28 protein-coding genes and 1 pseudogene are annotated in these 21,798 nt (G+C 44.3%); 17 read left to right on the top strand and 12 right to left on the bottom strand.

What is annotated here, in order from left to right:
• Window positions 1–199 precede the first annotated feature (199 nt).
• The 9 genes from groES to IQ263_RS13875 all read left to right on the top strand — a co-directional run bounded on the left by groES (window position 200) and on the right by IQ263_RS13875 (window position 5,226).
• Entirely contained in the window at window positions 200–511 is a 312-nt protein-coding gene (gene groES / locus IQ263_RS13910) for a co-chaperone GroES (protein ID WP_194008182.1), read from the top strand.
• 136 nt (window positions 512–647) lie between these two features.
• Window positions 648–2,288, top strand: a complete 1,641-nt coding sequence (gene groL / locus IQ263_RS13905) for a chaperonin GroEL (protein WP_194067944.1) — start codon at window positions 648–650, stop codon at window positions 2,286–2,288.
• Between the two features lie 223 nt (window positions 2,289–2,511).
• Window positions 2,512–2,850: a flavoredoxin gene (locus tag IQ263_RS13900; protein WP_194067943.1), complete on the top strand. Its 339-nt coding sequence runs from the start codon at window positions 2,512–2,514 to the stop codon at window positions 2,848–2,850.
• A 150-nt stretch (window positions 2,851–3,000) separates the two neighbouring features.
• A complete protein-coding gene (locus IQ263_RS13895) occupies window positions 3,001–3,261 on the top strand; it encodes a hypothetical protein (protein ID WP_194067942.1) in 261 nt (86 codons plus the stop codon).
• Between the two features lie 41 nt (window positions 3,262–3,302).
• Complete coding sequence (locus IQ263_RS13890; protein ID WP_194067941.1) at window positions 3,303–3,683, top strand: hypothetical protein; 381 nt, start codon at window positions 3,303–3,305, stop codon at window positions 3,681–3,683.
• A gap of 87 nt (window positions 3,684–3,770) precedes the next feature.
• Window positions 3,771–4,265, top strand: a complete 495-nt coding sequence (locus IQ263_RS13885) for a hypothetical protein (RefSeq protein ID WP_194067940.1) — start codon at window positions 3,771–3,773, stop codon at window positions 4,263–4,265.
• Window positions 4,219–4,698, top strand: coding sequence for a hypothetical protein (locus IQ263_RS13880; RefSeq protein ID WP_194067939.1), 480 nt, complete (start codon window positions 4,219–4,221; stop codon window positions 4,696–4,698). The genes IQ263_RS13885 and IQ263_RS13880 overlap by 47 nt, the downstream gene beginning before the upstream one ends.
• 76 nt (window positions 4,699–4,774) lie before the next feature.
• The gene (locus IQ263_RS29340) at window positions 4,775–4,873 is read left to right on the top strand and encodes a glutathione S-transferase family protein (protein WP_255515880.1); all 99 of its coding nucleotides are present in this window, start codon (window positions 4,775–4,777) and stop codon (window positions 4,871–4,873) included.
• Between the two features lie 32 nt (window positions 4,874–4,905).
• On the top strand, window positions 4,906–5,226 hold the full coding sequence (locus IQ263_RS13875) for a glutathione S-transferase family protein (protein WP_255515879.1): 321 nt from the start codon (window positions 4,906–4,908) through the stop codon (window positions 5,224–5,226).
• A 32-nt stretch (window positions 5,227–5,258) separates the two neighbouring features.
• Here IQ263_RS13875 and IQ263_RS13870 read toward each other — a convergent pair whose 3' ends face one another.
• Complete coding sequence (locus IQ263_RS13870; RefSeq protein ID WP_194067938.1) at window positions 5,259–5,990, bottom strand: TIGR04283 family arsenosugar biosynthesis glycosyltransferase; 732 nt, start codon at window positions 5,988–5,990, stop codon at window positions 5,259–5,261.
• Window positions 5,991–6,231: 241 nt separating this feature from the next.
• On the opposite strand from IQ263_RS13870, the gene ubiG reads away from it, so the two are divergent.
• Window positions 6,232–7,083, top strand: coding sequence for a bifunctional 2-polyprenyl-6-hydroxyphenol methylase/3-demethylubiquinol 3-O-methyltransferase UbiG (gene ubiG, locus IQ263_RS13865; RefSeq protein ID WP_333092190.1), 852 nt, complete (start codon window positions 6,232–6,234; stop codon window positions 7,081–7,083).
• A 73-nt stretch (window positions 7,084–7,156) separates the two neighbouring features.
• On the opposite strand, the gene IQ263_RS13860 is transcribed toward ubiG, so the two are convergent.
• Window positions 7,157–7,333: a hypothetical protein gene (locus IQ263_RS13860; protein ID WP_194067937.1), complete on the bottom strand. Its 177-nt coding sequence runs from the start codon at window positions 7,331–7,333 to the stop codon at window positions 7,157–7,159.
• Window positions 7,334–7,438: 105 nt separating this feature from the next.
• Here IQ263_RS13860 and IQ263_RS13855 point away from each other — a divergent pair, with 105 nt between their 5' ends.
• From IQ263_RS13855 to IQ263_RS13840, 4 genes are all read left to right on the top strand, one after another.
• Window positions 7,439–7,765: a cupin domain-containing protein gene (locus IQ263_RS13855; protein ID WP_194008199.1), complete on the top strand. Its 327-nt coding sequence runs from the start codon at window positions 7,439–7,441 to the stop codon at window positions 7,763–7,765.
• 162 nt (window positions 7,766–7,927) lie between these two features.
• Complete coding sequence (fldA, locus tag IQ263_RS13850) at window positions 7,928–8,440, top strand: flavodoxin FldA (protein WP_194067936.1); 513 nt, start codon at window positions 7,928–7,930, stop codon at window positions 8,438–8,440.
• Window positions 8,441–8,663: 223 nt separating this feature from the next.
• A complete protein-coding gene (locus tag IQ263_RS13845) occupies window positions 8,664–9,401 on the top strand; it encodes an alpha/beta fold hydrolase (RefSeq protein WP_194067935.1) in 738 nt (245 codons plus the stop codon).
• A 323-nt stretch (window positions 9,402–9,724) separates the two neighbouring features.
• On the top strand, window positions 9,725–9,943 hold the full coding sequence (locus tag IQ263_RS13840; protein WP_194067934.1) for a hypothetical protein: 219 nt from the start codon (window positions 9,725–9,727) through the stop codon (window positions 9,941–9,943).
• A 28-nt stretch (window positions 9,944–9,971) separates the two neighbouring features.
• On the opposite strand, the gene IQ263_RS13835 is transcribed toward IQ263_RS13840, so the two are convergent.
• From IQ263_RS13835 to IQ263_RS13820, 4 genes are all read right to left on the bottom strand, one after another.
• On the bottom strand, window positions 9,972–10,238 hold the full coding sequence (locus IQ263_RS13835) for a FeoC-like transcriptional regulator (RefSeq protein WP_194067933.1): 267 nt from the start codon (window positions 10,236–10,238) through the stop codon (window positions 9,972–9,974).
• Between the two features lie 119 nt (window positions 10,239–10,357).
• Complete coding sequence (feoB, locus tag IQ263_RS13830) at window positions 10,358–12,697, bottom strand: Fe(2+) transporter permease subunit FeoB (protein ID WP_194067932.1); 2,340 nt, start codon at window positions 12,695–12,697, stop codon at window positions 10,358–10,360.
• Window positions 12,697–12,939 (bottom strand): FeoA family protein, encoded by a 243-nt coding sequence (locus tag IQ263_RS13825; RefSeq protein ID WP_194067931.1) that lies wholly within the window; start codon window positions 12,937–12,939, stop codon window positions 12,697–12,699. The genes feoB and IQ263_RS13825 overlap by 1 nt, the downstream gene beginning before the upstream one ends.
• Window positions 12,940–13,101: 162 nt before the next feature.
• On the bottom strand, window positions 13,102–13,470 hold the full coding sequence (locus tag IQ263_RS13820) for a FeoA family protein (RefSeq protein WP_194067930.1): 369 nt from the start codon (window positions 13,468–13,470) through the stop codon (window positions 13,102–13,104).
• 306 nt (window positions 13,471–13,776) lie between these two features.
• On the opposite strand from IQ263_RS13820, the gene IQ263_RS29335 reads away from it, so the two are divergent.
• Entirely contained in the window at window positions 13,777–13,908 is a 132-nt protein-coding gene (locus IQ263_RS29335; protein WP_255515878.1) for a hypothetical protein, read from the top strand.
• Window positions 13,909–14,059: 151 nt separating this feature from the next.
• Window positions 14,060–14,956 carry an alpha/beta fold hydrolase gene (locus IQ263_RS13815; protein ID WP_194067929.1) on the top strand — a complete coding sequence of 299 codons (897 nt, stop codon included), beginning with the start codon at window positions 14,060–14,062 and terminating at the stop codon, window positions 14,954–14,956.
• Window positions 14,957–15,013: 57 nt separating this feature from the next.
• Here the strand turns inward: IQ263_RS13815 and IQ263_RS13810 are convergent, their stop codons facing one another.
• The 6 genes and pseudogenes from IQ263_RS13810 to IQ263_RS13790 form a co-directional block, all read right to left on the bottom strand.
• Complete coding sequence (locus tag IQ263_RS13810) at window positions 15,014–15,457, bottom strand: DUF4079 domain-containing protein (protein WP_194067928.1); 444 nt, start codon at window positions 15,455–15,457, stop codon at window positions 15,014–15,016.
• Between the two features lie 336 nt (window positions 15,458–15,793).
• The gene (locus tag IQ263_RS13805) at window positions 15,794–16,552 is read right to left on the bottom strand and encodes a WecB/TagA/CpsF family glycosyltransferase (protein ID WP_194067927.1); all 759 of its coding nucleotides are present in this window, start codon (window positions 16,550–16,552) and stop codon (window positions 15,794–15,796) included.
• A gap of 413 nt (window positions 16,553–16,965) precedes the next feature.
• The gene (locus tag IQ263_RS13800; protein WP_194067926.1) at window positions 16,966–18,336 is read right to left on the bottom strand and encodes an O-antigen ligase domain-containing protein; all 1,371 of its coding nucleotides are present in this window, start codon (window positions 18,334–18,336) and stop codon (window positions 16,966–16,968) included.
• 157 nt (window positions 18,337–18,493) lie between these two features.
• Window positions 18,494–18,676 carry a hypothetical protein gene (locus tag IQ263_RS28545; RefSeq protein ID WP_228050038.1) on the bottom strand — a complete coding sequence of 61 codons (183 nt, stop codon included), beginning with the start codon at window positions 18,674–18,676 and terminating at the stop codon, window positions 18,494–18,496.
• 94 nt (window positions 18,677–18,770) lie between these two features.
• Window positions 18,771–18,872 (bottom strand): annotated as a pseudogene (locus IQ263_RS29330) (hypothetical protein); the annotation flags it as partial.
• A 425-nt stretch (window positions 18,873–19,297) separates the two neighbouring features.
• Entirely contained in the window at window positions 19,298–19,984 is a 687-nt protein-coding gene (locus tag IQ263_RS13790) for a CPBP family intramembrane glutamic endopeptidase (protein WP_194067925.1), read from the bottom strand.
• 210 nt (window positions 19,985–20,194) lie between these two features.
• On the opposite strand from IQ263_RS13790, the gene IQ263_RS13785 reads away from it, so the two are divergent.
• A complete protein-coding gene (locus IQ263_RS13785) occupies window positions 20,195–21,784 on the top strand; it encodes an Hsp70 family protein (RefSeq protein ID WP_194067947.1) in 1,590 nt (529 codons plus the stop codon).
• Window positions 21,785–21,798: the final 14 nt, after the last annotated feature.

The raw sequence follows: 21,798 nt of genomic DNA, 5'->3' as shown, positions 1-21,798 counted from the left end.
CTCCATCTCTCCCCCTCTCCCCCTCATTTTCTGTTCGGGAACCCGTACAGACAGATAAGTTGCGATCGCCCCTAACTAAAGCTAAATTAGCACTCAGGAGTCGAGAGTGCTAATATGTCAGTAGCAAGCAGTCGGCAGTTGCTTTGATAGCGACCCCGGCAGGCTAACTGACTAGGATCTGTAATCTGGAGATTTATTTATGGCAGCAGTATCACTGAGTGTTTCTACCGTTAAACCTTTAGGCGAGCGCGTGTTCGTGAAAGTAAGCGCTAGCGAAGAAAAAACCGCCGGCGGCATCCTTCTGCCCGACACAGCAAAGGAAAAGCCCCAAGTAGGCGAAGTCGCGGCCGTGGGCCCCGGCAAGCGCAATGACGACGGCAAGCGCGTTGAAATGGAAGTCAAAGTTGGCGACAAAGTTCTCTACTCGAAGTACGCAGGCACCGACATCAAACTCGGCACCGACGAATACGTCTTGCTAGCCGAAAAAGACATTCTGGCGATCGTTAACTAATTAATCATCAGTCATCAGTCCTGCCGTCATCAGCCATCAGTTTAAAGCCAAGGCCGCAAAACAACTAATGACACAGGACAAATGACTAAAATCCCTCCCCAATCAAAAATCTCAAACCTTTTCATCCCCAAAAACTATGGCTAAGCGTATAATCTACAACGAAAATGCACGTCGCGCCCTCGAACGCGGCATGGACATTTTGGCCGAAGCAGTGGCCGTCACCCTCGGGCCCAAAGGTCGCAACGTAGTTCTCGAAAAGAAATTCGGAGCTCCTCAAATCGTCAATGACGGCGTTACCATCGCCAAAGAAATCGAACTAGAAGACCACGTAGAAAATACAGGCGTTGCCTTGATCCGTCAAGCCGCCTCCAAAACCAACGACGCAGCAGGCGACGGCACCACAACAGCTACCGTTCTAGCTCACGCAATGGTCAAAGAAGGCCTGCGGAACGTTGCAGCCGGCGCAAATGCGATCGCCCTCAAACGCGGTGTTGACAAAGCAACCAGCTTTTTGGTCGAAAAAATTGCCGAACACGCCAAACAAGTAGAAGATTCCAAATCCATCGCCCAAGTAGGCTCAATCTCTGCCGGTAACGACGATGAAGTCGGCCAAATGATTGCCAACGCAATGGACAAAGTGGGCAAGGAAGGCGTAATTTCCCTAGAAGAAGGGAAGTCTATGACCACCGAGCTCGAAATCACCGAAGGGATGCGCTTCGACAAAGGCTACATTTCTCCCTACTTCGTCACCGACACCGAACGGATGGAAGCGATTCTAGAAGAACCTTTCATCCTGCTGACAGACAAAAAAATCGGCTTGGTACAAGACTTAGTACCCGTACTCGAACAAGTAGCCCGTTCCGGCCGCCCGCTGGTGATTATTGCAGAAGACATCGAGAAAGAAGCTTTAGCTACTCTGGTTGTCAACAAACTGCGCGGCGTGTTGAACGTGACTGCTGTCAAAGCACCTGGTTTTGGCGATCGACGCAAAGCCATGTTAGAAGATATCGCCGTATTGACCGGCGGTCAACTAATCACCGAAGATGCTGGTTTGAAACTGGAAAACACCAAGCTGGATATGCTTGGCAAATCCCGCCGCATCACCATCACCAAAGACAACACCACAATTGTTGCCGAAGGTAACGAAGTCGCCGTCAAGTCCCGCTGCGAACAAATTCGCCGTCAAATGGACGAAACCGAGTCTTCCTACGACAAAGAAAAGCTGCAAGAACGTTTAGCCAAATTGGCTGGTGGCGTTGCAGTCATCAAAGTCGGCGCGGCTACCGAAACCGAAATGAAGGATCGCAAACTGCGTCTTGAAGATGCGATCAACGCAACCAAAGCTGCTGTCGAAGAAGGCATCGTCCCCGGCGGCGGTACAACTTTGGCTCACCTGACTCCTCAATTGGAAGAGTGGGCTAATAGCACTCTCAAGGGCGAAGAATTGACCGGTGCTTTGATTGTAGCCCGGGCTCTGGCTGCTCCTCTGAAGCGGATTGCTGAAAATGCTGGTTTGAACGGCGCTGTCATCGCTGAGCGCGTCAAAGAAAAGCCATTCAACGTTGGTTTCAACGCAGCGACAAATGAGTTTGTCGATATGTTTGAAGCTGGTATCGTTGACCCTGCGAAGGTAACTCGTTCTGCTCTGCAAAATGCAGCATCTATTGCTGGCATGGTGCTGACAACCGAGTGCATCGTTGTTGACAAGCCCGAACCGAAGGATGGCGCTGCTGCTGGCGCTGGCGGCGGCATGGGCGGCGGCGACTTCGATTACTAATCGCTAGTCGATAATCGATAGTTTGATGGGGCGGGCTTTAGGGCCCGCCCTGTTATTTTGGGAACTGCTTTTACTGTAGGCATAACTTTAACTCTGAAGATCGGTTAAATACTTTTTTCAGATATATTAAATAATATATTTTTTTACTAAAAACGCAAGGTCACAACCTAATAGCCCAACCCTGCGGTGACATTAAAACTAGAAATTTTAATCAAATTTGAAAATGACTAAAATAAATGTAGAGATCATTCCCAACGAAGCCTTAGTAGTTCGTGGTGGTCGCAATCATCCAGAAGATATTCAACGTGCCATAGGAACCCATCCCAGCGGCATAACGGGAATTTCTGTAGAATGTGCAGTAGAATTGTCTATAGCAGAATTAGCATTAGGAATCCCTCATGGACAAGTGGGTGTTACCACAGTGGCTAAAGTTCGGTCGGAAGGTGGAGATGTCATCCGTACTTCTGGCAGAAGTTTAAATCATGCAACTCTCACTGGCTTAACACCAGAACAAGCAAGTCTTCTGCTGATACCAACGATTCCTAACCCATCTAGGACTTAGCAACTGGTACATAGATTAGGGTGCGTCAGATCCTCAAACCCTGGTTATATTAATCCATCACTTCGTCTGACGCACCCTACCAGCTCATCTAAGTGAGTCAGTTGCGTAAATCACCCCATAAAAAAAATCATCTTAAGTGTAGTAATAAATATGAGTTATCCCAGAATCTTTGCAGACTTTCATAATGCTGATGAACAGAGTCGCCTTCGTCTGAATTGTGTTGGTACAATTGAAGATTTGAGCCGCCAAAATATTAAATTGCAAAATGGTCAATTGCTCACCCTCTATAGCGAAGAATTAGAAGTGGATGGCGTGGTGAAATATTCTGAAGAGGAAAGTCTTTGGGTTGCAGCAATTGATTGGGAGCAAATTAGACAAGTAGAGGATATGCTTCTTCAAGCAACCGTCTAGTTAGGGATTGCTAAATATTCGTCCTTGGGAATGGAAATAATATGAATCTATCATTTAAAGATTTAAGATTTATTATAAAAGCCATTGAACATCAAATAAATGCCTATAAAGAACGTTTTCAAGTAATTGAAGATGTAGATGAGGATGAGGATGAGGCTGCCGATATAGGGAATGATATTAAATTTTTAGAGGTTCTCCACGCAGACATGAGGACAACTTTAGAGCATAATACTTCATTCAAGCCTTTAAGTTCTGATGATGTTTTTTCGCCCGCTCGAAATGATAATTCTTCCGAATATGCAAAAGAATTATCATTTCAAGAATTAATGAAATTAACGCTTAATTTGTCACTTAGCGAGCGACTATTCCTAGTAGAGGCGATTACCGCATCTGTGCGTCAGGAAGTCACAATAAGTAAATAATCAGCCAATTACAGGATTTCCAGAAGTTTGTTTTGATGATATACTGAGAATGACTGATTAATCGTAAAGTGAGCAGAGGTCAGACAAATGTCAGCCACCATCACAATTAGCCCCAGCGAAATTCGGCAGATATTTCAGCCCCGCACGTCCAGCGCTTCAAGGTTTTGGGAACTGGCTCAAAAAGCAAACAATTTAGCTGTAATAATTGAAGACCGTTGGGAAAAAATTCCTGCTGAAACGCAAGAATTACTCAAAGTTTTTGCCTATGCTTTCATTGAACCCCCTCAAGGAATTAAAGAGAGGTTGCTTAAATTTGTGGGGCTTTTTTCTTTGGCTATCGCTTTACCTTGGATTGTACTTAAAGGTGAACTCGATAGTTTTGTAGCTTATATTAACGCCTTTAATAGACTTATTAATGCGATTTTGAGTGGAGTAGAACGGGAAGATATTGCTTATCAAAAAGCACTATCTGAAGCCCTGGAACAGACTTTTGCAGAGTTAGAAACTATCGAGGCGATGACAGCGGAGGAGGCCTGTGAACGAATCAGAGCAATTTCATATCAAGCTCTCGAAGAACTTTGAGAGAACTCAGCAAAAACTGATCCGCGATCGCTATCGTAAAAATCAGGCAGGATTAGTAAAATTTGTCGAATTACTCCAAAAATTCCTCAGAATTTTGAGCGTTGACCCCCGTCCCCGTCCACCGTTGGGACATTTAGAACCTTGGCCAAAAGGCAGTAGCCGTGATGGATGGGAACTGTGGAAATTGGAGTTTAAAATGCCTCAGCTTCGCGGAGCCGCTGAACAGGGGCGACTTATATATTTGTTAGATATTACAAAAAAAGAAGTTGTGTTGCTGTGGATTTACACGCACGCAGAATTTGAAAAACGCCCACCGGATCAGAATCTAAAGCGTTTATTGCTCGAAATTATGGATAATTATGAAGTTTCCGATGAAAGTAAAAATTTAGACGACAGTGGAGACGATGAAACTGGAGAGGATAAAGTTGAATAAAATAAATCAAATGACAGTGAAGGTGCATAATCAAAATGTGGCTTTTATTACCTCTCAATAACCACCCCCACCATTTATGAAACTTTATCATAGTCCCATTTCCCCCAACTCCCGCCGCGTGTGGATCGCCCTCATAGAAAAAAACCTCAACTTTGAATTAGTAGAAATCACTTAGACGGCGCTCGCTTAGAGCCCGAATTTGTGGCAATGAATCCTTTTCACCGCATCCCTGTTTTGGTCGCTGATGACTTCACTGTCGTCGAGTCTCTAGCAATTCTTGACTATCTAGAAACGAAGTATCCCGAATCGGCAATGCTGCCGAAAGAGCCGAAAGATTTGGCAGTTGTGAAGATGGTAGAATTGGTCACGGTTAACGAACTTCTGCCGGGACTTGACCCCCTCAGCAGTGAAATAATGGGATGGGGAATTCCTGAACCACAGGTAATCGAAAAGGCTAAGGAAAAAGTCGATACTGTGTTGAAATTCTTTGAAGGTTTGTTGGACGATCCTCTTCGAGGGCTTCGCTAACGCGCATTTTTCTAGCCCTGCACAATTACCAGTCAGCGAATGTCTTCATAAAACAGTTTGAGATACCTCGCGGAAACCCCAAAACCCCACAAAAAACCGATCGCCAGATAGATGGCAGTTGCTTTAAGTTCGCCCCAATGCGCCACCCGCCGATCGCTACTTTCCACCACCCGATTTACTAACTTAAGTCTCCCCCGGCGCGCCAACTTCAAACACAAATCCGCTTCCTCCATAATTGGTAGCGCCGCATCGAAACCCGCGCCTTCCCAAAAAACAGTACGGCGACAAAAAATAACCTGATCGCCAAACAACAAGCGCAATCCTTTAAAAAATAAATGAGGTCGAAATAACAGCGGCGCGTAGTAAGTTTTTAGATAATTGTGCAGCGAAAAACCCCATCTTGTTTGCTGCGAACCAGCCATCAGCGAGATAAACCCGCCTCCGACAATTTTAGCATCGGACAATGTTTTCTGGATGACTGCTACAATGTCGTCAGGAACTAAAGTATCGGCGTGGAGAAAGCACAGAATTTCACCGGTGGCGGTTTCTGCACCTAGGTTCATTTGCGCGGAACGTCCGGCTATACTGCTAGAAATAACTCTGGTGATGGCGGAAAGTGCGATCGCCACTGTATCGTCTTGACTGCCGCCATCTACCACTAACACCTCCCAAGCCGGAGGATTGAGAATGCTGAGTTGGCGCAAAGTGCGTTCCAGACAAGTCGCTTCGTTGAGGGCGGGAATGATAATAGAAACGCGATTCATCTGGTTGAAATTCATGCCAAAAGTATTATACTAAAACATTGTGACGATTCGCAACAAAACAGAAGACCGGGCAGTTAAAACCAGGTCTATAGGAACCAAACCCTAGCATAGTGGGTTGAATACCGGGCGGTTAAAATTACGTTGTCTTGTTCAGTCTGCAGACGCAAACGAAAGTTTTTGTCAACCTGGTTTCAACCGCTGTCTGCATCTATATCTTCCACTAATTAGGACTAAAAAAATCGTGCCAACGAAAATAGAAGTAAAAAACGATCTAGAATTTTACGACGAAAATGCTGATAATTGGTGGGACGAAAATGCTAAAATCTATGCTCTCTACCATCTAAATAAACCCAGATTTGAGTTTTTTGACAGACACGCGACTAATTGGCAAGGGCTCAAAACCTTGGATGTCGGGTGTGGCGGCGGTTTTTCCTGCGAGTTTATGGCCGAGAGGGGCGCTGTGGTTTCTGGAATAGATCGATCGGACAAGTGCATCGTAGCAGCTCAAAATCATGCAGTTACCAGCGGTTTTGAGATTGACTACAGGCAAGGTTTTGCCGAAAATATGCCCTACGCGGACAATACCTTCGATGTCGTCATCTGCGTAGATGTTTTAGAACACGTTGCTGATTACAAAAAGGTTGTGTCAGAGGTTCACCGAATTCTCAAACCCGGAGGACTTTTCTTTTTTGATACCATCAACCGAACTTTTTCTTCGCAAGTTGTGATGATTGGGCTGATGGAAAATATTTTGCAAGAAATTAGGCGGGGGGTTCACGATTGGGAAAAGTTTATTACCCCGGAGGAACTGTCTGCAGTAATGCGAAATACTGGTTTTGGGAATATTGAAATTAAAGGTTTTGATATGTTTGGAGAAATGGGTTATGTTTTAACCGAAATGCACGGTTTTTGGGAAAATCTGACGGGGGGAAAACAACTATTTCCTTCCCTGGCGAGTTTTCAACAGGTTTCTCAAGTGCTACTTTCTAATCTCGCTAACTATGTTGATTACAAAAAGTCTGGGTTGTTTAAAATCCAAATTAATGAGGATACGTCGATTATGTATGTTGGCGTAGGGGCGAAGAATAATTAGTCATCAGTCATTAGTCATCAGTCATTAGTTATTAGTCATTAGTTATTAGTCATCAGTCATCAGTCATCAGTTATTAGTTAGCTGCTGCTAATAACTGATGATTTTTTATATTTAACTGCAAATAATTAGCAAGTATTGGGCGGCGGGTGCGATCGCCCCTTGCACTCCGATCGCCCAAAACTACCGCCGCGCCTGAAGTTCGGGCTAAAATTACTGCCTGTATATCTAGATCGGTCAACTCTTGTAACAAATCTTAATATTAAATTATTGACAATTTATCTAAATTGCATGGTAGCTTATTGAATATTAATTGCAATAACTGCCGGAATTTAACAGTACCTGGAGGTCAATCACCGTGACAGCAGCAATAGTTTCCGCGTCAGCGTCGCGAATCAGCGACGGACAACCAGCCGATAGCCAGAAACTGATGAGTTTGGGTAAAAATTCTGAAATACCCGACCTCGATCGCTCCAAAGATATCACCCTAGCGGTTTTAGAAGGAGTGGGAACTCTCACGGTGGGCGATCGAACAGTCACTTTAAAGCCCGGAGTATTTGTGTTTGTACCCGCCGAGATCCCGCGCACTCTCAAAGTACAAACAATGCTGAACTTGTTACTAATTGACTGCGAACCAGACCCAGATCTGAGCGAATCAGCTTGGTTAATGAATTTTCAACTTTAACCAAATGAAAAAAAATTGCCCTTGCTGCCTTGACTCTCTTATTTCTCAGGTTCGCCACAATCGCACCTACTGGTTTTGTCTCAATTGCAGGCAAGAAATGCCAATTTGTGAATCGAAAACCAGAAATATCAAGCACTATCAAATTTCACATTCGGAGTAAAAATGTCAAAAGCAATTGGTCTGTTCTACGGAACTACTACTGGTAAAACTGAGTCGATCGCTGAAATGATCCGAGATGAATTTGGCGGCGATATCGTGACTCTTCACGAAATCGGTAGCATTGACAATGATGATTTTGCCGAGTACGAATGTCTGATTATCGCTTGTCCGACTTGGAATATCGGCGAACTGCAAAGCGACTGGGAAGGTTTTTTCCCAGAACTGGATGATATTGATTTTAGCGGCAAACAAGTAGCTTATTTGGGAACTGGCGACCAAGAAGGCTACCCGGATAATTTTATGGATGCAATGGGGATTTTGGCTGAAAAAATCTCTGAACAAGGTGGCGAAACAGTCGGTCAATGGCCCACAGACGGTTATGATTTTAATGAATCTAAAGCTGTAGTCAATGGCAAGTTTTTGGGTCTTGCTATTGATGAAGACAATCAATCGGATCTGACGGAAGCGCGAATTAAATCTTGGGTATCTCAACTCAAGAAAGAATTTAGATTGTAGACTGTTAGGGTGTATTTTTAAACTAATTTTTTCGCTCCTGATCCCCCTAAATCCCCCTTAAGGAGAACCGCTTTGAGGGGATTTTCGCCCTTATTTTTTTGAGTCGGGGAGATAAAGGACGCAATAAAATACGCCCTAGCAGTTGAAGTAAGGTGCGCGGGTGCACCCTACATTTAAACGTTATGCTTAAGTAATAAATAACTCTATCTCCAACTGAAAATAGATGAAATTTAGTTCAGATGATGTGCTTTGGTTAAGTGTAAGTCCGAGTTTGCTATGCTTCGATCGCTCGCTGCTTTCTTATTTAAATGATTCTGTACCTGTGCAAGTATGGGAATACCAGCAAACTGAAGACGAAGGTTGCTCTTTGGATATGGCTGTTGAGCTTTTGCACGATTTTTTAACAATGCGCGATCGCCCAATTCATCTCATCGGCCACAGTACCAGCGGATTAGTCGGTTTAATGTATGCGCGCCGCTATCCTCACAAAGTTAGTTCTTTGGGACTTTTAGCTGTCGGTTTGCCATCTTCTGTTAATTGGCAAGCACATTACTATACGCATCTTGCAGCTTTTCCGTGGAGTAGCAAACAAGTTTTGACTCAAATGGTAGACGATATGCTGGGATGTCAAAATCAAAGTATCAGTCAAAAATTTATACCATATTTTGAGGATGACTTAGCCTGTTCTCCTTGTCCTCACTCCTTATTTAAGATGAATAATTCCCGCGATGAGGGTGTAGAAGTACCTTTGTTGATATGCAGCAGCAAAACTGATTTTGTGGTATCTCCTATTGTGATGCGCCGCTGGTCAAAATTTCTTAAAAAAGGCGATCGCTTTTGGGAATGTCCAGACGGGCGGCATTTTTTCCATCACTTCTATCCAGAACAAGTCGGGGAAGAAATATTGAATTTTTGGCTATCTCTACACAGTCGCCAACCGGTTTTAGATTTTAGATATTAAGGGTGTATCGCTACCATCAATCAAAGTTATTAACAGATTTTGGCCTGAAAAGCAATCTACTTGCCTAATTTCCCCAATTTAACGAGGTACCGATTGCTTGAAAGCACTACAGGTGCGATCGCACTTCCAAGCATGACAATTACCGGGGAATGTATTATCATAACTTAATGAGTATTACTTGCAGTAACCATATGAATAAAAACAAACCTGCGGGCGGACGCAAAAACAGCCCAAGAAAGCTGCAACCCTACTTCCAAGAACCTTTGAGCCTGAGAATTATTGTACCGTTCTGAGGTTTTTCCGTCAGCTTATTGCTATTGGTGATGCACACAGTAAAAATCGGATTTGCCAACAGCCTCGAAACAGGAGTGCGTAAGGAAGTTGAAAATCAAGCAGCTTTTGCAGTGCGAGACTTCAAAAGTCGATCGAATATAGTGCGAGCCTCCCCGATCGCGAGTTGTACAATACGCCAGTTCTTGAAGCGATCGCACTATAATAAAAAAAATGCTTTTTGTAAAACTGAGATGCTCCCATTATCATAGTTCTTTCTAAAATCTCTAATTAATTAAATTAATGGCAATTTGCAGAAACTGGTTCCTCTACAGGTGCTGATTGATCGGGACTTACCCACACATAAATCTCCGTAGCATCCTCGCTGCAACTGTGACATCCACCGCACTTTTTCGCCTCTGCCATTTTACTGATGCGGCCTTTGCGAATTAGGCGGTTCAACATTCCGCGCAAAGCATCGCCGTCCATGCGGAAATGGAGCTTTAAATCAGCGATAGAAGCTCTTTTGTTTTCCGCAATAAACTGTTGGATGTCGCTTAAAATCATAGTTTTTCTCCTTTCTTTGTTAGCGTAGGGTTGAAAGTGCGATCGTCCCCGTTCGCGAGGGGGAAATTCGCTCTTCGGGGACACTCGCACTGCACTCGTAAAATGATGGTACCGAATAACTATTGACTGATTGCTTCGCGCCGTTTGGGCTTGATTGCACCAGCCATTTTCAATCCCAAAATTGTCAGGATCATAGCTATTGCCAATCTCACTACCCAAATAATTGAAGATTCTGGATGCTCTGCGTAGGTCACAACCTGATAATAGAGAACCGCCGCCCAATAAGCTAAACCAGTAGTCCAAGCACAGGCGAATATTGTCCAACCTAAATTAGTTTCGCGGTACAATGCAGCCGTTGCCGAAACACAAGGAAAGTACAGCAATACAAACAATAAGTAAGCAAAGGCTGCGTGATTGGAACCAAATCTTTGCGACATTTGTCCGTAGGTGCTACTAGAAATACCTTGATCTTCTTCTGCCTGTTTTTGGTCTGTAATATTGGCTGAACTTAAGCCGAGGGGATCTAAAAGTTGACCGGGAAGTTTTGTGAGATTCTCTGGTATGCTGAAAAATGCTTTGCCGATATTTCCCCAGAAGTTGAATTCTTCTTCTTTTTCCGGTTCTGCACTGGCTGCTTTTTGTTCGTCTGCTAGTTCTGTATAGAGAGAGTCTAAGGTGCCAACCATTACTTCTTTGGCAAATACTCCTGTTAGTAATCCGACGGTGGCCGGCCAGTTTTCTTTGGTAATTCCCATCGGAGTAAATATTGGTGTTGCTGAGCGGGCAACTGCGCTCAAAATTGAATCTTTGCTATCTTCTTTGCCGAAGGAACCATCGGTGCCGACGGAGCTCATGAATCCGAGTACAATTACCATGAGGACGATCGCAATTCCGGCCTTTTTGATAAAAGCCTTCAGTCTGTCCCAAGTCCGCAGCAGTACGCCTTTGAGTTTGGGAATGTGGTAGGGTGGCAGTTCCATAACAAAGGGTGCAGCTTCTCCTTGCAGGATGGTGTTTTTTAAGATTAATCCGGTGAAGACTGCAGCTAAAATTCCTAATAAATAAAGCCCTAATACCATGTTCTGCCCGCCGACTTGGAAGAATGCGCCACAAAATAAGGCGTAAACTGCTAATCTGGCGCTACAAGACATGAATGGATTCATCATAATCGTCATCATGCGATCGCGCTTATTTTCCAATGTCCGCGTCGCCATAATTCCGGGAATATTGCATCCAAAACCTACCATCATCGGTACAAAGGATTTGCCGGGAAGTCCGACAAATCGCATTAATCTGTCCATGACGAAGGCTGCCCGCGCCATGTAGCCAGAGTCTTCCAACACTGACAAACACAGGAACATCATCCCAATTTGGGGAATAAAAGTCGATGTAGTTTGAATGCCGCCACCAGCACCTTTTGCCAGCACTCCGATTAACCATCCAGGGGAATTGAGGCTTTCTAAAAGCTGAGCTAAACCATCTACAAAAATCGTCCCCAACAAAATGTCAAAAAAGTCAATAAACACTGCACCAACGTTAATCGAAATGGTGAACATTAAGTACATCACCATCAAGAATACGGGGATGCCTAACCAGCGATTGAGCACAATTTGGTCGATTTTATCGGAAATGTTGGTTTTGACTTCTCTGGAAGATTCTACTATGCCTTGGGTGAGGGTGCGGATGTAGGTGTAGCGGCTGTCGGCGATGATAATATCTAAGTCGTCATCGAGGGTTTCGTGGACTCTGCGGCGGTGGGGGACGACTATTTGTTCTAAGTCTTTGTTTGCGAGTTCTGGGGCGACATCATCCTGATATTCTAATAGTTTCAGGGCTGTCCAGCGGGCATCAACTTGACGATTGGGGCTGTGTTGTTCGATATGCGGGATGAGTTGGGCGATCGCATCTTCGATCACAGCCGGATAAGCGACATAGGCAGATGGTGCGATCGGCTTTTGTAGCGATTTATTCACAGCATCCCGCAACAGAGACACTCCGTCATTTGACGAAGCACTCATCGGCACCACCATACAGCCCAATCGTTCTGCAAGTTTGTTAACATCAATTCGGATGTCCCGTTCTTTGGCAACATCCATCATATTTAGCGCTACAATCATCGGCACGCGCATCTCTAAGACTTGGGTGGTGAGATACAAATTGCGCTCTAAGTTGGAAGCGTCAATAATATTAACAATCACATCTGCTTCGCCAGATAGCAAATAATCTCGTGCTACCAATTCATCAAGGCCCGTATCTCCATCTTCGGCATCTATAGAATAAACTCCCGGCAAGTCAACAATCGTAATTGGTAAACCATCATGAGTATATTTTCCCTCTTTGCGTTCGACGGTTACTCCCGGCCAGTTTCCCACTCGCTGGTTAGCACCTGTCAAAGCGTTAAATAAGGTAGTTTTTCCACAGTTGGGATTGCCCACCAATCCAATAATTTGCTTGGCCATTATTTCATCTCCTCTACAAATAGGGTTTTGGCTTCATCTTTCCGCAAACTGAGCTTGAAACCCCGCACTAGGATTTCTACGGGATCTCCTAGAGGTGCGTGGCGAGTGACAGTAAATTCGGTTCCCGGTGTCAATCCCATTGCTAACAATTTGCCTTTGTAGCCGCGGGCTGTTTTTTCATAGCCAACCACTTTGCCTGTGCTACCAACAGCTAAATCTCCCAATTGTATTTTGTCGTTCATTTGTTGTTTTGATTTAGCCTAAATTTGTACAAATTCAATCAACTTTTTGAAGGCAGCAACCCTCTCAGCATTTGTGAATATCTCTATTTTTTCTGATGCCCCCGGCAGTTAAAAAAATGTTCGCAAATCAAATAGGATTGCTGTAGATTTATGGCACTTTTCCTAATTCGTACACATAATTTTTTGTGCCATACCTGCGCCCAAACCGATGCGGTTTTCGCCAATTGCCACAATTACCGAACCGCCGGAGTGACTGATAATTTGAAGTTCGGTACCGGAGACAAATCCCATGCCGATGAGGCGACGCACATAGCCTTCTGAACCCCTGAGTGTGACTATTCGCAGCTTTTCGCCGACGCTTGCCATTGCTAGGGGGAATGATTTACTCTTGGCTGAGTCTGGTTGAACTTCTATCTGAGCTTCTGTGCTGTTTTCGGTTTCTGAGGCTTCTGCTGTTTCTCCATAAAAGGTAAAACCCTTGAAATGTCGCGGGTTTGACTCTTGGTTTTGTTGGCTGTATTGTTGTTTCATCTGTTTTGGAAGTCGATCGACTTTAGTAACTTCTTGCTTGGACTGGCTTGTCCAGCAACTTGAGATATATTCTCAATACGCTCGGCTCGCGATCGCAGACAGGGCGAAATTCCCCGTTCTAGCGAACTATTTCCCGTTGCATAGTTCGGAAAATACTATTCTCCAGGCCTAATAATTAGGCAGATTTTTCGCGGGCCCCTAGTTTTATGTCTCTTGCGTTAGATGCGCGTTAGATACTCATGTGCGCTGCAATCACTAGCAACCAATACCTGTTGTCCTTAAGCATAGTAAACGAAAAAGAAATTATTGGCAACTATTGTCAAATATTTTAGCATTTGCTTAACAAACTCAGCCTTAGCCGGACGGAGTGAGACTACAGGGCGATCGACCCAAGTCCTAGAAGCCGATCGAGCATATACCAATTCGAGCGAAAAATGAGGTATTGACTGCTAAATCCCCCAATCTCCCCAATCCCCCAATCTAAAATCTAAAATCGACTGACTTGTTACCTTTTTGAGAAAGGCTATACTTAAGTGTTCGAGCGATCGCGGGAACACCGCCGCTAGGAATTAACAATTTATCAAGAATTATGCCAGCAAGTTTTCTGCCAAAGTCGATCGCACAACTCACAGAATCTACCTCAATCGCCTTAGCCCAAAGCATTCAACAGTCAGCAATTACAACCCCTCTGAGCCCGCAGCCAATAGCCACCACTTACGTGCGTCAGGGGAGTGGCAACACGCCGATTTTGCTAATTCACGGCTTCGACAGTTCCGTATTTGAATTTCGCCGCCTGCTGCCGCTGCTTGCTGAAAAAAATGAAACTTGGGCGATCGATTTATTGGGTTTTGGCTTTACAGAAAGAGGGGCGGATTTGGCATTTAGCGCCATGGCAATTGGCACTCATCTTTACTCTTTTTGGAAATCGCTAATTTCGCAGCCTGTAATCTTAGTGGGCGCATCGATGGGAGGTGCCGCCGCCATTGATTTTACCCTCAATTATCCCGAAGCTGTCAAAAAATTAGTGCTGATCGACAGTGCAGGTTTTGCCGTCACTTCTAACAAGGGAAAATTTCTCATTCCTCCTTTAGGATATTTGGCAACTTCATTTTTGCGAAACCCTAAAATCCGCCAAAAAATTAGCGTCAATGCTTATTTCGATCGAACTTTTGCTACGGTGGATGCTCAAACTTGCGCTGCTTTGCACTTAGAAACGCCTAACTGGAATCAAGCTTTAATTGCTTTTACCAAAAGCGGCGGTTACGGAGGTTTTGGGGGGAAACTCTCGCAAATTCAGCAGCAAACGCTGATTTTGTGGGGAAAACAAGACCGAATTTTGGGGACGGCGGATGCGGCAAAGTTTGAAAGTGCGATCGGCAATTCTCAATTAATTTGGATACCGGATTGCGGACACGTTCCTCACCTAGAAAAACCGCAAATTACCGCTCAACATATCTTAGATTTCACAGCTAAAGCAGCAGGTTAGTAATGAGGACGACCGTCCGCATCTGTTATCAGAGGACGGTCGTCCTTACTACTAACATTAAACTTTCGGTAAGTATTTTTGTACGATCGTCCATCCCGTGAGCAACACAGTCACAAATCCAGCACCTAAAAATATATTAGTGCCAATGTGGATGGGGCGCGCCCAAGGATGTTTAGGGCCAATTTGCAAACCACTCCCAAGAGAAACCAACACCAAAGCCACCACAGCTAACCCGGCCGGTAAATGACCTGAGTGACCCAAATTTCCGTAGTATCCCAGCGTACCGACTACGCCAATTCCCAGCAGTAAAATTACCAAAGTCGCCATTCCCGTACCAGTCGCCAAATGAAAGGGACGCAGCCATTTTGGGCGCTGCTGTTTGCTACTGCGGGCGGCAAACATCCATGTTCCAGTAACGGCCAGCAACAGGTAAGCTAAGAGGGAAATACCCATTGACCAAGCCGCTATTTTCCACAACCACAAGAAAGAAGGCAGATTCATCCGTTGCATCCCTAATTAGGGATTTCCAAAAAAGGTTTCCTTCCGATTTTACTGGCATTGTCCAGCAAAAAATGCAGATTTTTGGCAGAAAGGGCGATCGGGCTATCCACAGCTTGCATCTTTCTTACAAACCCGAAGTCAAACGCTAAAGCTCATACTCAGCTTTATTGACGTTATTGATACCAATTTTCCCAAAAATGCAACTACAGGCCAACTCCAAACTAATCTTTAGTAAATCATTCCCAATTCTTCATCAATTCTTCAATCTAAAATTGTATGATTTGTCGAGCCAGTTTTTAGGAGCATCCTTACCATTCTAGCTTCATGTTTTTGCTGTCAATGAAAGAAAGGCATTTTATAAAACCCTAATTTTTGTTCGACTATTAATCGAAAAAAAGGCAGACCGTCTATCAAATATCTTTTCCACAACCTTCTCGGTTCGCTTAACAGTCGGTACGCCCATTCAATGCCAACTTCGCTCATCCATTTGGGCGATCTTGCTTTGCAACCAGCTTCAAAATCAATGGTTGCACCTACGGCTAAGAAAATTTTGATATGTGTAAATTTGCTCTGGTATTTAATCAACCACTTCTCTTGCTTTGGAGAACCCACTCCTATGGCCAGAACTGTAGCTCCTGATTTATTGATCGCGTCAATTATTTTTTCGCATTCTTCCTCATTCTTTTCAAATCCAAAAGAAGGAGAAAGTGCTTCAACTACTATTTGTCTACCAATTTTTTGATTAATTTTTTCCTGGGCTTTTTTCGCAATACCGACCGCTGCTCCGAGCAAAAATATTTTTATTTTCTCGTTATCCTTGTGATACATATAAAATGCAGGAAACAAGTCCGAACCTGAAATTTTTTCTTGAATTGGGGTACCCAAGAATTTTGAGGCATACATCAATATTTGACTGTCGCATACTCGATAACTAGATTGATTGTAAGCTTCATAGAAGTCGCGGTCATACTGCAACTTAATCAAGTGGTCTACGTTGGGTGTAAATACGACACCACCTTCGCTGTCGAGTTTTTCAAACAATTCTGTTATTGACAGGTTATCTATGGACACATTCAATAAATTAACTGTTTTCATTTCTTATTCCCTTTCACCCTTTATATATGAAACTGCAACTCAAACTCTAACCCACACTGCAACCTCGTATTTTCACTTTTTTGTCGCGGGGGGGTGAATATACTTTACTCAGTATATGCCCGTATACCCTACCTGTCTAGTAATAAATTTTAAAGATTGTGTAAAGAATCACCTAATTTTAGCAAAAAGTGTATCAAGCCATTTTTTTGTTTACAATTCGCAGCACAATTTTCTAAACAAGACTATTTCGTGCGAATAGTTAAAAGATTGTAAATTAATGTTGAGCAATTGAAAAATAGAGCGCAACTCCCGAACTAGGTTTGAGGCAAAAAAGGTAGGTTTTTTAGTTTGTGTATGCAGCGAATGCCAGATATATTTAAGCTGTGAGTGCGATCGGCTCGCCTTCCTCAAAATCATCCTGATTTTTGGTGAACCAACGACTTTCTTCTGGGCGGGGACATGGTTTTCTTGGTTTTAAGACTTTCTGGAGCTTTTAAAAGCAAACTCGATAGTCCTCCAGCAATGACCGCAAAAATCGGGTTAGTCATAGCGTTCAAAACACAGTCAAACACGTACATAGTTAAGGACACTGCCAAGACCGCAGCGGGCGCTACTTTGGGATGAACCCAGGTTCTGGCGGGATACTTGGACAGGCAAAAGACGACAACAGGAAGCAACAATGAAGAAAATAAACTAGCTAAACCGACTACACCGTGGACCCCAAATGCAATAATCCATAAACTGTCGGTCACCGAGATATCTTTACCGTACTCGTTGTACACGCGGTTTCCACCCGAATCTCCCCAACCAAAAAGAAATGCTTGCCGTGCTTTTGCCCCCAATATTTCTTCCATGTCAAATCTAAACTTCAGAGAGGATGCTCGTTCTTCGCCAAATATTTGAGTGATGAAGTCAATCACGTCGTGACTCGAAAATTGACCCGATGCTGCTATGTACAGATAAAATGCTATATATCCAATTATGAATAACAGGGGCAAAGAGGTGCGAAAGAATTTCGCTGAAAATAATACGATTAACGCGAACACAAATAAACTGTAAGCGCCAGTAGAACGGCACAGGAAAAAAGCAATAGTTAATACAATTACTAGAGTCTTGATGTTGCGGCCCTGAAACTTTTTCAGCGCCCCAGTTTGCCAAAGCCAAACTCCGATTAAGGCGGCTGTCATCATCCACACGCCCACCATCAAACCGTGCTGCATAAATACTACTGGTCTCCACCCCCCCATACGCCTTGCTTGACCCCAGTCCTCAAAGGCATTGACGCCGTAAACCATTTGGTGCAGAATTGGGCCTTTAACCCCTTCAATTAAAGTAAAAGGAATGTAGGCCAACCCACCGGCAAACATGCCGATCGCCAGTTGTCGCAGCCCGTCTAAACTACCGAAATACAAGCGTCCTACAAAATAAGGTAGACCCCAAGTAACGATTTGGACGAAAGTCGGAGAAATCGGGCTGCCGCCATTAGTAACTTGTGAAAGAATGGGACACAAACACCAAATTAACATTGGCACGTCTAACCAACCGGGTTTAAAAGTGGTGATGCGCGAAGTATCGTAGACCAGAGTAGCCAGCAAAATCGCGTAGCAAGATGCCGAAACTTTGTCATAAGGGGGCAACAGGGGGATGGGATAAGAAGCTTGTGGCAAAAATAGCCACGCTACAATAAAACTGATAATTACCGCCCGGTGAGGCGGAAACCTCACAAACAGATAAAAAACGATCGGAAGCCAGCCGAACAGAGCAATTGGGATTAATGCAACCATAGTTTTTTTTGCAGTAAAATTGCAGAAAGAGAACTCAATTTGCCCGATCGAAGTTCTCGATTAAACGATCGCCCAACCCCGAGCTTTTAAATCCACCTCAATTTTACGCATTCTTCGTTAATTGTGGCTGACCTTCCAGAGCAGTGTCCAGTGCAGCCTAGAACAGGTCGATCGCATCCTTCCAAGTATAATTGATCACCGTTTCCAAAGCAGTCTCGGACATTACCCGCCATTCGGCATCAGATAACTGACAAATTTGCTCGATCGCCTTTGCCATATCCTTTGCCATATCCTCTGGGTCTTCTGGCTTGACCAGAATTCCGCCCCCGCCAGCCAGCAATTCTGGAGCTGCACCAACGGTCGTAGCGATGACTGGAGTACCTACCGCAAGCCATCGCTTCTAAAATTGGCAAACCGAAGCCTTCGGAGCTGCTGGAAAACAGCCAAGCATCGCATTTGCTGTAAAATTCTTTGAGTTGGTCTTGTCTAGGTTCTTTATTATACTCAGTACCAGGTGGCAGCGGCAAATACGCCACAGGATATTCCCCTCATCCCACCCGTAAGACCGAGGGTAGGAAGGACAAAAGTAATTTTCATAACTATAGAACCCATTTGACATCTATTCCAGACTTATTACCACAACTAGGTTTGGGCCGAATCAGTAGAATCCTAGATTTAGGCTAGAATAGTTGCCCTGTAAGGATTTTACAAAAGATATCAAATGGGTTCTATAATAAAAAAAATGCTTTTTGCAAAACACAGATGCTCCCAAAATGCTTTTTGCAAAACACAGATACTCCTGGGGACAAGTCTGCGGTAGGGCAGTACGGGTTGGGAACTTTAAATCGCTTACTCGCAAAGAAATTATGTCAGATGATGGGAGGAGATATTCGGGAGAGCGAGTTGGAAAAAGTGTCAAATTTTCCTGTATAATTACCAGCGATTATCGCTAAAAAATTAGCTAATTAAAAAGAATTTGCCAAGCAATAATTGCTAGTGCTAAATCGGCGATCGCGTGGCTGAGATAACTAGACCAAAGCGAACGGTAAGTCAGATAACACTGCGACCAAATTATTCCGGCGACGAAGACAGCTAACGAGCCTAAAATCACACCGTGCCAATTGCTGTAGGCTGCGATTACAAAAATGTGGTGGAGGGTGAAAAATAGTGCACTGAGAAAAATTGCTTTTTTTCCAGGTATCAGAATCTGGCATTTGTTGCAGACAAACCACCGCCAAGTAAATTCTTCAATTAGTGAATTGACTAGCACAAAATATGCTTCAATCATCAAGTAAATATTAGGGCTGCTAATACCCAATTGCTGCGCTTTTTCTTTTGCAGTTACAGGATCGATCCAGTGCTGACCGAAAAGGCTGTAGATACCCACAATCACCGCAAACATGAATATTCCCCAAATAGCTCCAGCCAGCAATTCTCGGCGGTTGGGGAGGGATAAATGCAGTTTTTCCCGATCGACTAAAACAGACCAGGCGATCGGGAAAACCAGCAACCAAACTTGACACAAAACTGACAGTGTTTGTCCCCAGCTTCCGCCAATATACAATGCTGTTACTGCACCAATACTGGCGGCAGGAACAAGCAATGTGAGAGCTAAGAGTGCTGTTTTGCGATCGCCATTATCCAGCATTTTTTACGCGACATTTGAAAAATTGTATTGAGATCGAAGGTAAAAGCTTGGCTGCTGCAGACAGGGGAGTTTTGTGCCGCTTATCAAAGTGGCGTGCCTTTTCAGTTGCAACAAAATGTTCATGTAAGAACAATTCGATCGCCTCTTTGCATTTGCGGCTCAAAATACCATAATATAATCTAATCCCTAATAGCTGTGTATTTTGGCCCAATGACGATCGCCATTGACTTTGGAACTAGCAACACCGTCGTCGCTCGCTGGAATCAGGCCATCCAGCAGCCAGAAACTTTGAAATTACCGGGATTGTCGGCAATTTCGGCTCAAAACCCGCCCCTAATTCCCAGTTTGCTCTACGTTGAGGACGCTGCTCAAAATAAAATAATACTCGGTCAACAAGTCCGCGACAGAGGTCTCGATTTGAGTGGAGATTCTCGGTCTTTTCGCAATTTCAAGCGAGGAATTGGCACTTCGGTTCAGGGTTTTGTGCCGGAACTAGACGGGCAAATTGTGGATTTTGAACGAGTAGGTGAGTGGTATTTGAGCAAAATTGTTAGCTCAATTCGCGAACTGCCCTTGCCGGTAGATTCTTTAATTTTTACAGTGCCTGTAGATAGTTTTGAAGCTTACCGCCATTGGTTGGGTAAAGTGTCTGAATCTCTGCAAGTAGAACAGGTGCGGATGTTGGACGAACCGACGGCGGCTGCTTTGGGCTACGGTTTAGCCGATCGCGAAATTCTCTTAGTCATTGATTTCGGCGGCGGAACTCTCGACCTTTCTTTAGTGCGCCTCGACATTTCGGCTGGCAAAAAGCCCCTGGGTTTTCTGCTCAAATGGGGCGAAAAATTATTAGCTGAATCTTCGGCACAAAAGGCAAAAGTTGCTCGGGTTTTGGCTAAAGCCGGACAAAATTTGGGCGGTTCTGATATTGATAATTGGCTGGTTGACTATTTTGTCAAAACAAAAGGACTGGCCAAATCTCCGATTACAACGAGATTGGCAGAACGGTTAAAGATTCAGTTATCCTTGGTAAATCAGGCGGTTGAAGTTTATTTTGATGATGAAAATTTTGAGAGTTACGAATTAGAATTAGACCGATCGCGCTTTGAATCTATCCTCGCCGAACATCAGTTTTTTGACAACCTCGACGAGTGCATGAATCAAGTATTGCAGCAAGCGCGCCGCCAAGGCTTAGAAATTGGCGACATCGATGCAGTTTTGCTCGTTGGCGGTACTGTTCAAATTCCTGCGGTGCAGCGTTGGGTTGAGCAATATTTCGAGCCGGCAAAGATTCGGTGCGACAAACCTTTTGAGGCGATCGCCCAAGGTGCTCTGCAACTGAGTCAAGGCATAGAAATCAAAGATTTTCTCTATCACAGTTACGGAATTCGTTACTGGAACCGCCGCGAAAATTGCCACAGTTGGCACAGTTTAATTAAATCGGGACAGTCTTATCCGATGAGTGAACCGGTAGAATTAGTCTTGGGAGCTTCTTTAGAAAATCAGCCGAGTATAGAATTAATTATCGGCGAATTGGGAGCGGAAACTGGGGGCACGGAGATTTATTTTGATGGCGACAGGCTGATTACTCGCCAAATCGCCGGCCAAACCTCGGTACAGCCGCTAAATGACAAAGACGGAGCTCGCAGTATCGCGCAATTGACACCGCCTGGGTATCCGGGGGGCGATCGCATCAAAATCTTCTTCCGCGTTGACGAACAGCGCTTTTTACGCATTACCGTGGAAGATTTGCTGACCAATGAAACCTTGTTAGAGGATAAACCAGTGGTGCAGCTAAGTTAGGAATAGGCTTTACA

It is taken from the genome of Tychonema sp. LEGE 06208 (assembly GCF_015207505.1).
Taxonomy (GTDB): Bacteria; Cyanobacteriota; Cyanobacteriia; order Cyanobacteriales; family Microcoleaceae; genus Microcoleus.
Note: the sequence above shows the minus strand (reverse complement) of the source record. Positions and strands in the feature narration are given on the sequence as shown.

Coding starts and splice junctions, on each gene's coding strand:
- groES (WP_194008182.1), top strand. CDS start 200: ATGGCAGCAGTATCACTGAGTGTTTCTACCGTTAAACCTTTAGGCGAG.
- groL (WP_194067944.1), top strand. CDS start 648: ATGGCTAAGCGTATAATCTACAACGAAAATGCACGTCGCGCCCTCGAA.
- IQ263_RS13900 (WP_194067943.1), top strand. CDS start 2,512: ATGACTAAAATAAATGTAGAGATCATTCCCAACGAAGCCTTAGTAGTT.
- IQ263_RS13895 (WP_194067942.1), top strand. CDS start 3,001: ATGAGTTATCCCAGAATCTTTGCAGACTTTCATAATGCTGATGAACAG.
- IQ263_RS13890 (WP_194067941.1), top strand. CDS start 3,303: ATGAATCTATCATTTAAAGATTTAAGATTTATTATAAAAGCCATTGAA.
- IQ263_RS13885 (WP_194067940.1), top strand. CDS start 3,771: ATGTCAGCCACCATCACAATTAGCCCCAGCGAAATTCGGCAGATATTT.
- IQ263_RS29340 (WP_255515880.1), top strand. CDS start 4,775: ATGAAACTTTATCATAGTCCCATTTCCCCCAACTCCCGCCGCGTGTGG.
- IQ263_RS13875 (WP_255515879.1), top strand. CDS start 4,906: ATGAATCCTTTTCACCGCATCCCTGTTTTGGTCGCTGATGACTTCACT.
- IQ263_RS13870 (WP_194067938.1), bottom strand. CDS start 5,990: ATGAATCGCGTTTCTATTATCATTCCCGCCCTCAACGAAGCGACTTGT.
- fldA (WP_194067936.1), top strand. CDS start 7,928: ATGTCAAAAGCAATTGGTCTGTTCTACGGAACTACTACTGGTAAAACT.
- IQ263_RS13845 (WP_194067935.1), top strand. CDS start 8,664: ATGAAATTTAGTTCAGATGATGTGCTTTGGTTAAGTGTAAGTCCGAGT.
- IQ263_RS13840 (WP_194067934.1), top strand. CDS start 9,725: ATGCACACAGTAAAAATCGGATTTGCCAACAGCCTCGAAACAGGAGTG.
- IQ263_RS13835 (WP_194067933.1), bottom strand. CDS start 10,238: ATGATTTTAAGCGACATCCAACAGTTTATTGCGGAAAACAAAAGAGCT.
- feoB (WP_194067932.1), bottom strand. CDS start 12,697: ATGGCCAAGCAAATTATTGGATTGGTGGGCAATCCCAACTGTGGAAAA.
- IQ263_RS13825 (WP_194067931.1), bottom strand. CDS start 12,939: ATGAACGACAAAATACAATTGGGAGATTTAGCTGTTGGTAGCACAGGC.
- IQ263_RS13820 (WP_194067930.1), bottom strand. CDS start 13,470: ATGAAACAACAATACAGCCAACAAAACCAAGAGTCAAACCCGCGACAT.
- IQ263_RS13815 (WP_194067929.1), top strand. CDS start 14,060: ATGCCAGCAAGTTTTCTGCCAAAGTCGATCGCACAACTCACAGAATCT.
- IQ263_RS13810 (WP_194067928.1), bottom strand. CDS start 15,457: ATGAATCTGCCTTCTTTCTTGTGGTTGTGGAAAATAGCGGCTTGGTCA.
- IQ263_RS13805 (WP_194067927.1), bottom strand. CDS start 16,552: ATGAAAACAGTTAATTTATTGAATGTGTCCATAGATAACCTGTCAATA.
- IQ263_RS13800 (WP_194067926.1), bottom strand. CDS start 18,336: ATGGTTGCATTAATCCCAATTGCTCTGTTCGGCTGGCTTCCGATCGTT.
- IQ263_RS13790 (WP_194067925.1), bottom strand. CDS start 19,984: ATGCTGGATAATGGCGATCGCAAAACAGCACTCTTAGCTCTCACATTG.
- IQ263_RS13785 (WP_194067947.1), top strand. CDS start 20,195: ATGACGATCGCCATTGACTTTGGAACTAGCAACACCGTCGTCGCTCGC.